The following is a 12,002-nucleotide window of genomic DNA, read 5'->3' on the forward strand; positions in this document are numbered from 1 at the left end:
TCAGGGGGTGAGGGCCGCGCGTTCGTCGTCGCGCGGCGCGAGGACGACGGCGTCGTCGACTCCGTCGAAGGTCCGGACCGGGCGCGTGGCGTCCCAACGCTGCCAGCCCGGGTCGCCCGCCTTCGCGAACGCGACCCAGGCGTCGTGCATCGCGGTCGCGAGCGACTGCGGCGCCGAGGGGCCCGCCATCCGGACGGCCTCCGGCGAGTCGAGGTGGTCGAACACGAAGCCGATCTCCATCGCGTGGGCGGCTCCGAGGGCACCGTGCCCGTCCTCGCCGACGGGGCTCCGCCAAGCGAACTCGTACACCCACGTGTCCGCACCCGCGGCTGCACGCGCGTCGGCGACCCGGTTGAGTGGCGCGCGCAACAGGACGTCCGTCGCCATCGCACCGAGGATCTCCCCGGTCGAGGCCTTCGGACGGTTCCGTCGGAAGGTGCGGACCGTCGCCGCGGGGATCCCGAGCTTGAGGCGTGCCGCGAGCAGATGGACGCGTTTGATCGTCGGGAGGAGTCCCGTCGGAACGAACCACAGTCGGTACTCCTCCGTCGTGCTGCCGATGAGGACGGGGATGCCGGCCGCCCGTCCGGCGAGCAACGCGTCGAACGGACTGTCCGGTACGAGTGGTGCGGCTGTCGCGACCGCGAAGCCGGCGCCGCCGTTCAGCGGGTTGCCGCCCGCCATGGCCCGCTCCTGCGCGGCCACGAGCCCCTCCGGTGGAACACGTCGGAAGCCTGTTCGGGTGGTGGGGACCCCCAGATCCTTCGCCATGAGCTTCGAGATGCGGCCCGCCCGCTCGCGCGTCTGCGCCTCCAGTGGCCCGCTCTGGATGATCGCCCGGCGCATCACGGCTGGAGCGTCCGGGTGGGTGAGGAGCGTCGCCACCGAGGCGCCGCCCGCGGACTCGCCGAACACGGTGACGTTGTCGGGGTCGCCGCCGAACCGGGCGATCTCGTCCTGGACCCAGGTCAGGGCCGCCAGTTGGTCGGCGATGCCGAGGTTCAGCGGGACGTCGTCGAGCACCGAGAACCCCTCGGACCCGAGACGGTAGTTGACGGAGACGAGGACGACGCCGTCGCGAGCGAATGCGGTGCCGTCGTAGGCGTCCAGCGCGTTCGAGCCGTGGACGAACGAGCCTCCGTGGATCCAGACCATCACCGGGCGCAGGGCGGTCGACGGCTCAGTCGGTGTCCACACGTTGACGTTGAGGATCTCGTTCCCCGGCACGGTCACCGTGGAGAGGAGGTCGCCGACCGCGCCGGCATACGGGGCCTGCGGTGCGGTGGCGCCGGGCCGGGTCGCGTCCCGCGGCTCGTCCCAGGGCTCGACCGGCTGGGGGAGGCGGAACCGGTCGTCGCCGAACGGCGCCGCCGCATACGGGATGCCGAGGAAGCTGGAGACACCGCCCGCACTGCGTCCGGTGACCGGGCCGCTGCCGGTGTCGACGGTGATCGGCGTGGGCTGGTCGTCCGACCGGGTGTCGTCGTCGGCCGGTTCCAGCCCAGGGTCGATGCTCATACGCGTCCGTTCGTCGATGCTCGGGTGACCAACTGTATCGACGGTGGTCGTACGCGCGCCTGTGCATCGGACGGGAGACGGGTGCGGAAGACTGGAACGATGCAGATCCGTCCGTTCACCCCAGCCGACACCGACGCCGTCATCGCCCTCTGGCACACCGTGGGGCTCACACGACCGTGGAACGACCCGGCGAAGGACATCGAGCGCAAGTCGACGACGCAGCCCGAGCTGTTCCTCGTCGCGGTGGATGCCGTCGGTGCCGTCGTCGGCACCGCGATGGTGGGGTACGACGGCCACCGCGGATGGGTGCACTACCTGGCGGTGTCGCCGGCCCAGCAGGGTGGTGGACTCGGTCGGGGGCTCATGGCCGAGGCCGAGCGCCTGCTCATCGGACTCGGGTGCCCGAAGATCAACCTCATGGTCCGGACGGGCAACGACCGGGTGATCGGGTTCTACGAGGCGCTCGGGTACGGCACCGACGAGGTCGCGCTGCTCAGCAAGCGGCTCATCCCCGACGCCTGAGGCTCCGGGTCAGAAGAGGGTCGGCTGGACCTGTAGGCCGGTCGTGACGAACTCCGGGGCGCGCTTCCGCAGCTCGGCCCGCTCGCCGTACCCGTCGCGCAACATGCCGAGCGCCGACGAGCGGACACCCCCGGTGGCCGGGTCCTCGGTGCCGCGCTCGAGCCCGTGGTCGCGGATCATCGGGCGGATGCGCGCTGCCAGCCACTTCCGGTACTCCTTCGGGGCGTAGGCGCCGTCGGCGTACATCGAGGTATACCGCTCGACGAGCTCGGGGTGCTCCCGCGACAGCCACTGCATGAACCAGGGTTTGACGCCGGCCTTCAGGTACAGGGTCGAGAAGAGGACGGTGCTCGCGCCGGCCTCGCGGATGCGCGACAGGGCGAGGTCGAGGTGGTCGACGGTGTCGGTCAGGTAGGGGAGGATCGGCATCATGAAGACCCCGACGTCGAAGCCGAGGTCGGCAGCGGCGCGGACGGTCGCGAGTCTGGCCGCCGCCGTCGGGGTGCCGGGCTCGATCGACTGCTGCAGCTCGTCGTCGTAGATGGCGATCGACATGGCGAGGTCGACCGGCACGCGCTCAGCGACCTCGGCCAGGAGGGGCAGGTCGCGCCGGAGCAGCGTGCCCTTCGTCAGGATCGAGAACGGGGTTCCCGAGTCGGCGAGGGCCTTGATGATCCCCGGCATGAGGCGGTACTTGCCCTCGGCGCGCTGGTACGGGTCGGTGTTCGTGCCGAGTGCCACCGGGTGCCTGCCCCAGCTCGCCTTCGCGAGCTCCTTCTCGAGGACCTCGGCGACGTTCACCTTGACGATGAGCTGCGAGTCGAAGTCCTTCCCGGCATCGAGGTCCAGGTACGAATGCGTCGGTCGGGCGAAGCAGTACACGCAGGCATGGGAGCAGCCCCGATAGGGGTTGATGGTCCACCCGAACGGCATCACGGACTGGCCGGGCACGCGGTTGAGTGCGGACTTCGCGAGCACCTCGTGGAAGGTGATCCCGGCGAACTCGGGCGTCTGGACGCTGCGCACGAGGTTGTTCAGCTTCGCGAGGCCCGGCAGCGCCGACGTCGTCTCAACCCCGAGTTCCTGTCCGCTCCACCGCATGCCTCCATTAGAACATACGTTCGAGTGCTGCGGGTGACTCCGGACGATCAGTTCCGGATGACGGGACCCGGACCGGCGGTGAGGGTGCACCACAGGAGAGCGGCGCTCACGAGCCAGAAGGCGACCATGAAGCACCAGTCTCGGGTGCGGAACGGGATGCGGGTCCGCTCCGTCCGCTGCGGATGGGCGCCGAACGCGCGGGAGTCCATGGCGAGCGCGACCCGCTCCGCGTGACGGATGGCACCGGCCAGCAGCGGCACGACGGTGCCGGCGGCCCGGCGGACGGCGGCGATCGGTCCGCGACCCTCGGCCATGCCGCGGACCCGGTGGGCGGAACGGATGACCTCCAGCTCGTGCCCGAACCGCGGCACGAACCGGTAGGCGGCGAGCGCCGTGTACCCGATCCGGTAGGGCACGTGCAGCTGCTGGATCATCGCGCGCACGAACTCAGGACCGGTCGAGGTGAGGCCGCCGATGCAGGCGAGGAGGAGGAGGGCCGCGAGTCGCAGTGCCGTTGCGAGGCCGACGAGCAGCGCCCCGAGGAAGAACCGGTAGTCGCCGACCTGGAACAGCAGGACGGACTGGTCGACGCGGCTCGGGTCGGTCCACAGGCCGAAGCTGAACGACATGATCGAGACGAGCAGCGGCAGCGCCACGAAGAGCAGGAGGGCGACCGTCCGCGTGAGTCGGGCCCCGACGAGGATGACCACGACCGCGAGGGCGATGAAGAGCGCCGGCGTGACGGGGTCCCTCGTGAACGCGAGCAGGATCATCACCGGGAGCGGAGCGCCGAGCTTCGCGAGCGGGTTCAACCGGTACAGGAATCGACCGGCCGGTGCCGTGCCCGAGGCGTACGGGTCGATCGTCGAGGCGCTCATCGGGCGGCCGCCCCGGGCAGGTCGTCGAGTCTCGACAGGTGGCGCCAGTCGGGGTGGTTCTCCAGCGAGCGCATCGCCTGGGCGAGCGGTGGTGGGCGGAGCCCCGCGCGGCGCAGGAGCTCGTCGTCGCCGAGGACCGCGGCGGTCGTGTCGTGGGCGAGTAGGCGACCACCGGCCATCACCGCGACGTGACTCGCGTGATCGGCGACGAGCTGGAGGTCGTGGGTCACGACGACGACCGTGGTGCCCTGCGCGTTGAGTCCGGCGAGGAGGTCCAGGAGCTCGTTCGCCCGCGCCCGGTCCTGACCGAAGGTCGGCTCGTCGAGCGCGAGCACCGGAGCTCCGGCGATGAGGGCGCTCCCGACGGACAGCCGGCGCTTCTGGCCGCCGGACAGCAGGAACGGATGCACGTCGCGTGCGGATTCCAGGCCGAACCGCCGCAGCAGGTCGTCGACGCGCCGCTCGATCTCGGTGTCGTCGACGCCCCGGATCCGCAGGCCGTGCGCGAGTTCATCGTGGACGGTGTGGGTGATGAACTGGTGCTCGGGGTTCTGGAAGACGAAGCCGATGTGCGCCGCGATCGTCCGGACGTCGCTGCGCCCCGGGTCGATCCCGCCGACGTCGATGCGCCCTCGTGGAGGACGGACCACCCCGGCGATCGCCTGGAGCAGGGTCGTCTTGCCGGCACCGTTCGTCCCGATCACCGCGAGGAAGTCGCCCGTCCCGACCTCGAGGCTCACCTCGTGGAGGATCGGGGTGCGCCGGCGGCCGCGACCGCGTTCGACACTGAGCCGGTCGACGCGGACCGCCACCGACCGCTCGGCGGTGACCGGGGCGGCGGGTGCTGTCGGCAGCGCCGGCAGTGCGGTCGCGTCGAGTGCTGCGGTCAGCTCGGCAGGTGTCAGGGGGAGGGCCGGCAGCAGGACACCGCCCTCCCGCAGTCGCAGGGCCGCGAGCGTCGCGATCGGGAGCCAGACACCCATCGCGAGCAGTTCGTCGAGGTGGCCGAGCAGGATGTCGCGGGTCGGGCCGTCGAAGGCGAGCCGCCCGTCACGATCGAGGACGACGACCCGGTCGACGAGGTCGATGGCGGCGTCGAGGTTGTGCTCGACGAGCAGGATCGCATGCCGCTTCCCGGCGCCGTCGGGTCCGGAGGCGAGTGAGCGGAGGGCGGCGTAGACCTCCTCGATCCCGGCCGGATCGAGGTTCGCCGTCGGCTCGTCGAGGACGAGGAGGTCGCTCCCCATGGCCAGGGCGCAGGCGATCGCGAGTCGCTGTCGGCCTCCGCCTGAGAGCCGGTCGGGGTTCTCGGCCCGGCGCTCCCAGAGCGCGACCTGCCGGAGCGCGCGTTCGGCGCGGGACAGCACCTCCTCGACGGGGAGCAGGAGGTTCTCCGGGCCGAAGCACACCTCGTCGAGGACCGTTCCGGTGACGATCTGCGCGTCGGGGTCCTGGAACACCATCGCCACGTGCTCGCTCAGCTGCGCGACCGTCGAGGTGGCCGTGTCGAGCCCGCCGGTGACCACAGCACCCTCGAACTCGGCCGGGACGGCGTGGGGGACGAGGCCGTTGAGGGCAAGCGCGAGCGTCGACTTCCCCGAGCCGCTCGGCCCGAGCAGGAGGACAACCTCACCGGGTGCGACCTGGAACGACACGTCGTCCGGGGTCCACTCCTCACGCTCGTCGTGGCGGATGCGCACCCGCCGGACGACGGTGGCGGGGTGCGTCGGCGGTACGGGGTCCACTCAGGCCCGCGTGCCGGCCGAGCCGCGGTCGCGCTGCAGGGGTTTCGCGATGGACCGCCCCACACCGGCTCTCGCGAGGGCCGCAGCGACCGCCCGCCCGAGCGCGGTGAAGGCGATCGGGCTGAGGACGAAGAGCGCGATGTAGACCGTCTGGGCGAGGGGCGCGAAGTGCTCGATCCCGAGGACGACGAGCACGGAGCCGCCGAAGACGAGTCCGGCGATGCCCGCTGCCAGGTAGAAGACCCAGGCCCTCCAGACGCGGTAACGCGACACGGCGAAGGGTATCTCCTGCAGGAGCCCGATCGCGAGGCCGGTGCCGAAGTACCGGAAGAACCACTGCGGGCTGAACGCCGCTGAGACGAGGCCGGCGGTGAGCCCGGTCATGAGGGCCACGCCACCACGTCGGAGGAGCGCCTGCGAGACGACGCCCGGCAGGAAGTACACGCCGATGATGAGGCCGTAGAGCACGGGGGCGGTCGCGGAGATCGTGCCGCCGACATACCCGGAGACGACGAAGACGAGGCCGCCGCCGACGCCGATGGCGGCGCAGGTCAGCAGCAGTCGCGTACTCAGACGTTGCATGAGCCCACCTTCACGAGCAGCCGATCTCCTGAGGACAGCCTATCCTTTATCAGCCCGTCGAGACGCCGGTGGACATCGCTCGGAACGGGGTCCCGAGCGCCTCGTCCGGGCGATCAGATCGAGCGCCGGCGCGGGGTCAGACGGACGTTCGGCAAGGGCGGCGCCGGGATGCGGTCCGTGCCGTGGCCGGCGACCGACCCGAAGCGCGGCGACCCCGCCTCCCAGTCCTCCCGGGCGGACGCGATGTCCTCGTGGCTGCGACCGACGAAGTTCCACCACATGACCAGCTCCTCCGGGAACGGCGTCCCTCCGAGGAGCACGAAGCGGGCACCGGTCGCGCTCCGGAGCTCGAGGCGATCGCACCCGGGCGCCAGGTAGAGCAACGGGCCGGAGCCGAGTTCGACGCCGCCGACCTCGAGCGCCCCGTCGATCACCAGGACGCCGTGCTCGAAGGACGGATCCACCGGCACCTCGACGACGGTGTCGGCCTCGATCGTCACGTCGGCACCGAGCAGGGGCGAGTGGACGGTCGCGGTCGACGTCACGCCGCCCAGCGTGCCGATGAGGACGGTCGCCTCCAAGCCTGGAGCGCGGTGGACGGGCAGGTCCGTGTGCTGCTCGAACGCGGCCGGCACCTGGGCGGCGGCCTCCGGGAGCGCCACCCACAGCTGGAGGCCGTGCATGGCGGCCGCCTCCTCGCCCACCGAGAACTCGGAGTGCGACACGCCTCGACCGCTCGTCATGAGGTTGAGCTCGCCCGGGCGGACGACCACGTCGCTGCCCACGCTGTCGCGGTGGCGGATGTCGCCGACGAGCGGCCACGTCACGGTCTGCAGGCCGGTGTGCGGATGCGGCAGCACACGCATCAGCGAGCGGTCCTCGTCGAAGCGGTCGAGGAAGCACCAGGCGCCGATCATCGGCAGCTCGCGCTGCGGGAGGGTGCGATGGACGCTCAGGCCGCGGACGCCGCCGAGGGGGACCTCGCGGGCCTCGAGGAGTCTCGTCCCGGATCCGTCGGGTGCATGGCAGACGCTGGGCGCCGGGTCGGCGTCGAGTCTCGTCATGAGCGCCTCCTTATCACGGACAACGCTACTCCCGCTCGGCCTGACCTCGGCCCGCACCGACGTGGTTGACTGGGCGCGGGGCCCGTCCGGCTCCGCCGCTGCCGAGATTGGGGATCCCATGGGCCTGTTCGACAAGCATGAGGACGCACCGGAACCGCTTGCCCGCGGCCTCTGGCACGACCGCATCGGCACGTTCGCGACCCGGAGCATCCAGACGCTCGCCATCGTCGCGGTCGCCGCACTGATCGTCTTCGCGCTGACCCAGCTCTCCCTCGTGATGATCCCCGTCGTCATCGCACTCATCCTCGCCTCGGCGATCTACCCGCTCATGCGGTGGATGCGGTCGAAGGGGCTCCCGTCGATCCTCGCCACCTGGATCGCCCTCGTTTCGATCCTCGTCGTCCTCGGCGGCATCGGATGGCTCATCGTCTGGGCCGTTCGCAGCCAGTGGGACGACCTCGTCGACTCCGCCTCGAAGGGCTTCGGGCAGCTGCAGGACTGGCTCGGCACCCTGCCGTTCGACATCGACGAGAAGCAGATCGAGGACGCCAAGCAGACCGCGGTCGACTTCCTCACCTCGAGCCAGTTCGGCAGCGGGGCGCTCGCCGGCGTCTCCGCGACGGCGAGCTTCCTCACCGGCCTGGTGCTCATGGTCGTCGTCCTGTTCTTCTTCCTCAAGGACGGACCGCGGCTCTGGGAGTTCCTGCTCCGTCCCTTCACCGGAACCGCGTACGACCGCGCCAAGCGCATCGGCGGCAAGACGGTGGACACCCTCGGCGGGTACGTGCGCGGCACCGCCACGATCGCGGCCGTCGACGCGATCGGCATCGGCATCGGCCTCGCGATCATCGGGGTCCCGCTCGCGCTGCCGCTCAGCGTCATCGTGTTCCTGACCGCCTTCATCCCGATCGTCGGTGCGACCGCCGCCGGCATCCTCGCGGCCCTCGTCGCGCTCGTCGCCAACGGTCCGGTCGCCGCCCTCATCGTCGTCGGCATCGTCGTGCTCGTGAACCAGCTCGAGGGCAACTTCCTCCAGCCCGTCGTCATGGCACGCTCGCTCAAGCTGCACGCCCTCGTCGTCCTCCTCGCCCTGACCGCCGGCACCATCCTCGGCGGCATCGTCGGCGCGGTCCTCGCCGTCCCGATCGCCGCGGTCGCGTGGGGCATCATCGGCGTCTGGAACGGTCCGGACCAGCCGGCCGAGCCCATGCGGCAGAAGCGACCCGAGTCCGTCTGAGGGAGGCCGTCCGGGTCGTGGGTCCGCCCGCCGGATAGCATGTGATCGTGGACCCCCACGATCTCCTCGGCCTCGTCTTCGAGGTCTTCACCTGGATCGGCTTCGGCAGCGCCGTCGTCGTGCTGCTCGTCATGCTCATCGCGCGGGCCGCGGACGGCAGCTGGGTCGAGACGCACGGGGTCATCGTGGATCTGCCGGAAGACGCGGGCGGCGGGGACGTCGATCGAGGTCCGGGGCGCGAGGTCCGCTGGATGACCGAGGCGGCCGAGCTGTACTCACGACCCGTCACGGATGCGGAGTTCGACTCCCTCCGCGACCCCGAGGAGCCGAACGTCTTCTACGCCCGCCGGGAACCGTCGCGCGCACGCTTCCGCCGGACGGCCGATCACACGAGGGCGCTCCGGCTGCTCTTCGGAGTGACCTTCGGCATCGGCGTCGTCTGCTCCATCGCCTCGATCGTGCTGCTGTTCGTCGCCGACACCGGGGCCTGAGCGCCCGCTCCCTGGTGCCTGACCACCCCCTCCCCGGTCCCTGAGCCTGTCGAAGGGCGACGCTCGGGTAGGCTGTGTGCACGAGCGTGGACACCTGGTCCGCTCGCTCTCCCGGAGGCATCGCATGACGGAACGGTGGGCCCGTGTCGCCCGCGGCACCGCCGCAGCCGCGTTCGCCACCTTCGCCGCAGCCCTCTCGCACACGATCGGCGGGGCCGCCGCACCGTCTGCGTTCGTCCTCCTGGTCGGCGGCACCTTCGCCGTCCTGGTCTGCGTCCTCCTCGCCGGCCGCCGCATCACCGCACTCGGGGTCGTCGCCTCCGTGCTCGTGAGCCAGCTCGGCTACCACGCGCTCTTCACCCTCGTCCCGAGCACCGTCAGTGCCACGGTCGCATCCGGCGGTGCGACCGGCCCCGCGAACTGGCACCGGCACGGGGTCGTCGAACTCGCGTCCGGCGGCGTCACCGCGGCGCACACCCACGGCGACACCACGATGTGGGCGGCGCACCTCGTCGCGGCCGTCGCGACCATCGCAGCCATCCTGTTCGCCGAACGCGCGACGCTCGCCGCGCTCGCCGCGCTGACCGTCCGGATCCTCGCCCGCCGTGCCGCACAGACGCACCTCGTCCCCGCGCCCCGCCGGGTGCGCTGGGTCCGCGTCAACCGTCGTCCCCGCAACCTCGGGGTGGTCCTGCTCCACCTGCGACACCGCGGTCCGCCGGCGTTCGCCGCCGCCTGACCGACGCACCACCCTCCGACCGGGACGGGTGCCGTGCGTGGCCGGTCGGCCCCGACGCAGCAGCACCCTTCGGCGCGCCATCCGGCGTGACCATCCCCTTTCCGCACGCTCGACGCCGTGCGGAGCAGTCGACAGGACGATCATGAACGCAACCACCCCCCGCCCCACCTTCCGCAAGCCCGCCGTACTCGGTGCCATCGCCATCGGCGCCGGCGCGCTCCTCGCGGTCGGCGCACCGCTCGCCGCCAGCGCCCACGTCAGCGTCACGCCGACCTCCACGGCCGCCGGCTCCTACACGGTGCTGAGCTTCGCCGTCGGTCACGGCTGCGACGGCTCGCCCACGACGAGCCTCTCCTTCGAGATCCCCGAGGAGATCAACGCCGTGACGCCGACGGTCAACCCGAACTGGACCATCGACAAGCAGATGGCCCCGCTCGCGAAGCCCATCACCGACAGTCACGGTGAGCAGCTCGCCGAGCGCGTCGGCACGGTCGTCTACACGGCCAAGACGCCCCTCGCCGACGGCTACCGCGACACCGTCTCCTTCCAGGTCCAGCTGCCGGCCGACGCCGAGGGCAAGACGCTCGTCTTCCCCGTGACGCAGACGTGCGAGGTCGGCCAGACCGACTGGACCGACGTCGCGAAGGACGGTCAGACCGAGGACGACCTCGAGTCACCGGCGCCGGTCGTGGTCGTGACCGCTGCCGAGGCCGGCGACCACCACGGTGGTGCTGCCATGGACGACGACGGCGACGGCGACCACACTGAGGCCGCTGCCTCGACCGACGCCGGCACCACCGACGTGCTGGGCCGCGTGCTCGGCATCGCCGGTCTCGTCGTCGGCGCCGCCGGCATCGTCATCGCTGCCTCCGCACGCCGCGCAGCGTCCGACGCGAAGCGCCAGGCCTGATGACGGTCTCCCGTCGTCGCCGTCTCGTCGGCACCGCTGCGACCGCGTTCCTCGCGGTCGCGGCGGTGCTCGCCGTGGCTCAGCCGGCCTCAGCGCACAACAGCATCATCTCGACGACGCCGGCCGAGGGCTCGACGATCACCGAACAGCCGGAGCAACTCGTCATCACGACGAACGACAACCTGCTCGACCTCGGGGATGCCGGCCAGTCCAACCAGATCCAGGTGACCGGTCCCGGCGACGAGCGGCTCTACTACGGCACCGCGTGCGCAGCCGTGAACGGCCCTGCGCTCGTCATGCCGCTGCAGCTCGGGCAAGCCGGTGAGTACACCGTCGTCTGGCAGCTCGTCTCGACCGACGGCCACCCGCTGTCGGGCAGCTACACCTTCGAGTGGGCGCCGGCCGAGGGCCAGGAACTCGCCGCGGGGAGTGCGAAGCCCGCGTGCGCGACGAGCGGTGCCTCCACGGTCGAGCCCTCGTCGGAGGCGGGCGGTGTCGAGCCGGAGTCGTCCGCTGGCGGGCTCAGTGGCGATGTGTGGTGGATCGTCGGCGCGATCGGCGTCGTCCTGATCGCCGGCATCGGCGTGCTGCTCGTGACCCGGCGGAAGCCGGAGCCGACCTCGGACGACCAGGGCACGGACACCTCCGCGCCCTGAGCCGCGCCCGTTCCGGTCCCTGAGCCGCACCCCGTCCGGTCCTGGGCCGGCACCCCGTGCGTTCCCTGAGCGCCACCCCGTTCGGTCCCTGAGCTTGTCGAAGGGCAGTCCGGTCGATGGTGTCCTCGGACGGCGAGGTGCTTCGTGGGCACTTCGACAGGCTCAGTGACCGGTGGAGGTAACACGCTTCGGTCCCTGAGCTTGTCGAAGGGCGGTCCGGTCGATGGTGTCCTCGGATGGCGAGGTGCTTCGTGGGCACTTCGACAGGCTCAGTGACCGGTGGAGGTGACACGCTTCGGTCCCTGAGCTTGTCGAAGGGCGGTCCGGTCGATGGTGTCCTCGGATGGCGAGGTGCTTCGTGGGCACTTCGACAGGCTCAGTGACCGGGGGAGGTGACACGCTTCGGTCCCTGAGCTTGTCGAAGGGCGGTCCGGTCGATGGTGTCCTCGGCTGGCGAGGTGCTTCGGGGGCACTTCGACAGGCTCAGTGACCGGGGGTGGTCGGGCGAGCGGGTCCCGGTCCCGACACAACGGAACAGCCCCGCCATCCTGGAGAGGAT

General features: G+C 71.3%; 12 protein-coding genes. 6 read left to right on the top strand and 6 right to left on the bottom strand.

All coding sequences use genetic code 11. The annotated features are described in order from the left end of the window. Positions 1-1,518: a carboxylesterase/lipase family protein gene (locus IFU30_RS05410; RefSeq protein ID WP_192004561.1), complete on the bottom strand. Its 1,518-nt coding sequence runs from the start codon at positions 1,516-1,518 to the stop codon at positions 1-3. 99 nt (positions 1,519-1,617) lie between these two features. On the opposite strand from IFU30_RS05410, the gene IFU30_RS05415 reads away from it, so the two are divergent. Continuing rightward, entirely contained in the window at positions 1,618-2,040 is a 423-nt protein-coding gene (locus IFU30_RS05415; protein WP_192004562.1) for a GNAT family acetyltransferase, read from the top strand. A gap of 9 nt (positions 2,041-2,049) precedes the next feature. Here the strand turns inward: IFU30_RS05415 and IFU30_RS05420 are convergent, their stop codons facing one another. From IFU30_RS05420 to IFU30_RS05440, 5 genes are all read right to left on the bottom strand, one after another. After that, entirely contained in the window at positions 2,050-3,141 is a 1,092-nt protein-coding gene (locus tag IFU30_RS05420) for an Rv2578c family radical SAM protein (protein WP_192004563.1), read from the bottom strand. 47 nt (positions 3,142-3,188) lie between these two features. Next, complete coding sequence (locus tag IFU30_RS05425) at positions 3,189-4,019, bottom strand: energy-coupling factor transporter transmembrane component T family protein (RefSeq protein ID WP_192004564.1); 831 nt, start codon at positions 4,017-4,019, stop codon at positions 3,189-3,191. Continuing rightward, positions 4,016-5,764 (bottom strand): energy-coupling factor transporter ATPase, encoded by a 1,749-nt coding sequence (locus IFU30_RS05430; protein WP_192004565.1) that lies wholly within the window; start codon positions 5,762-5,764, stop codon positions 4,016-4,018. Before IFU30_RS05430 ends, IFU30_RS05425 begins: the two co-directional genes overlap by 4 nt. Further along, the gene (locus IFU30_RS05435; RefSeq protein WP_079705103.1) at positions 5,765-6,346 is read right to left on the bottom strand and encodes an ECF transporter S component; all 582 of its coding nucleotides are present in this window, start codon (positions 6,344-6,346) and stop codon (positions 5,765-5,767) included. It abuts the gene before it with no gap. 113 nt (positions 6,347-6,459) lie between these two features. Next, a complete protein-coding gene (locus IFU30_RS05440) occupies positions 6,460-7,410 on the bottom strand; it encodes a pirin family protein (protein WP_192004566.1) in 951 nt (316 codons plus the stop codon). A 118-nt stretch (positions 7,411-7,528) separates the two neighbouring features. Here IFU30_RS05440 and IFU30_RS05445 point away from each other — a divergent pair, with 118 nt between their 5' ends. The 5 genes from IFU30_RS05445 (at position 7,529) to IFU30_RS05465 (ending at position 11,443) form a co-directional block, all read left to right on the top strand. Next, entirely contained in the window at positions 7,529-8,647 is a 1,119-nt protein-coding gene (locus tag IFU30_RS05445) for an AI-2E family transporter (RefSeq protein WP_079705105.1), read from the top strand. 47 nt (positions 8,648-8,694) lie between these two features. Continuing rightward, positions 8,695-9,138, top strand: a complete 444-nt coding sequence (locus tag IFU30_RS05450) for a DUF3592 domain-containing protein (RefSeq protein ID WP_192004567.1) — start codon at positions 8,695-8,697, stop codon at positions 9,136-9,138. Positions 9,139-9,262: 124 nt separating this feature from the next. Next, positions 9,263-9,877 (top strand): hypothetical protein, encoded by a 615-nt coding sequence (locus IFU30_RS05455; RefSeq protein ID WP_192004568.1) that lies wholly within the window; start codon positions 9,263-9,265, stop codon positions 9,875-9,877. Positions 9,878-10,019: 142 nt separating this feature from the next. Continuing rightward, positions 10,020-10,787 (top strand): YcnI family copper-binding membrane protein, encoded by a 768-nt coding sequence (locus IFU30_RS05460; protein WP_124768700.1) that lies wholly within the window; start codon positions 10,020-10,022, stop codon positions 10,785-10,787. Beyond that, positions 10,787-11,443 carry a copper resistance CopC family protein gene (locus IFU30_RS05465; protein ID WP_192004569.1) on the top strand — a complete coding sequence of 219 codons (657 nt, stop codon included), beginning with the start codon at positions 10,787-10,789 and terminating at the stop codon, positions 11,441-11,443. Before IFU30_RS05460 ends, IFU30_RS05465 begins: the two co-directional genes overlap by 1 nt. The last annotated feature ends 559 nt before the right edge of the window (positions 11,444-12,002 follow it).

Origin of the sequence: Plantibacter sp. CFBP 8798 (assembly GCF_014841195.1) — a bacterium.
Lineage (GTDB): Bacteria > Actinomycetota > Actinomycetes > Actinomycetales > Microbacteriaceae > Plantibacter > Plantibacter auratus.

What these genes read in the sequence shown, in the direction of transcription:
- IFU30_RS05455 (WP_192004568.1), top strand. Translation starts at nt 9,263, where the DNA reads ATGACGGAACGGTGGGCCCGTGTCGCCCGCGGCACCGCCGCAGCCGCG.
- IFU30_RS05410 (WP_192004561.1), bottom strand. Translation starts at nt 1,518, where the DNA reads ATGAGCATCGACCCTGGGCTGGAACCGGCCGACGACGACACCCGGTCG.
- IFU30_RS05435 (WP_079705103.1), bottom strand. Translation starts at nt 6,346, where the DNA reads ATGCAACGTCTGAGTACGCGACTGCTGCTGACCTGCGCCGCCATCGGC.
- IFU30_RS05420 (WP_192004563.1), bottom strand. Translation starts at nt 3,141, where the DNA reads ATGCGGTGGAGCGGACAGGAACTCGGGGTTGAGACGACGTCGGCGCTG.
- IFU30_RS05440 (WP_192004566.1), bottom strand. Translation starts at nt 7,410, where the DNA reads ATGACGAGACTCGACGCCGACCCGGCGCCCAGCGTCTGCCATGCACCC.
- IFU30_RS05445 (WP_079705105.1), top strand. Translation starts at nt 7,529, where the DNA reads ATGGGCCTGTTCGACAAGCATGAGGACGCACCGGAACCGCTTGCCCGC.
- IFU30_RS05415 (WP_192004562.1), top strand. Translation starts at nt 1,618, where the DNA reads ATGCAGATCCGTCCGTTCACCCCAGCCGACACCGACGCCGTCATCGCC.
- IFU30_RS05425 (WP_192004564.1), bottom strand. Translation starts at nt 4,019, where the DNA reads ATGAGCGCCTCGACGATCGACCCGTACGCCTCGGGCACGGCACCGGCC.
- IFU30_RS05460 (WP_124768700.1), top strand. Translation starts at nt 10,020, where the DNA reads ATGAACGCAACCACCCCCCGCCCCACCTTCCGCAAGCCCGCCGTACTC.
- IFU30_RS05465 (WP_192004569.1), top strand. Translation starts at nt 10,787, where the DNA reads ATGACGGTCTCCCGTCGTCGCCGTCTCGTCGGCACCGCTGCGACCGCG.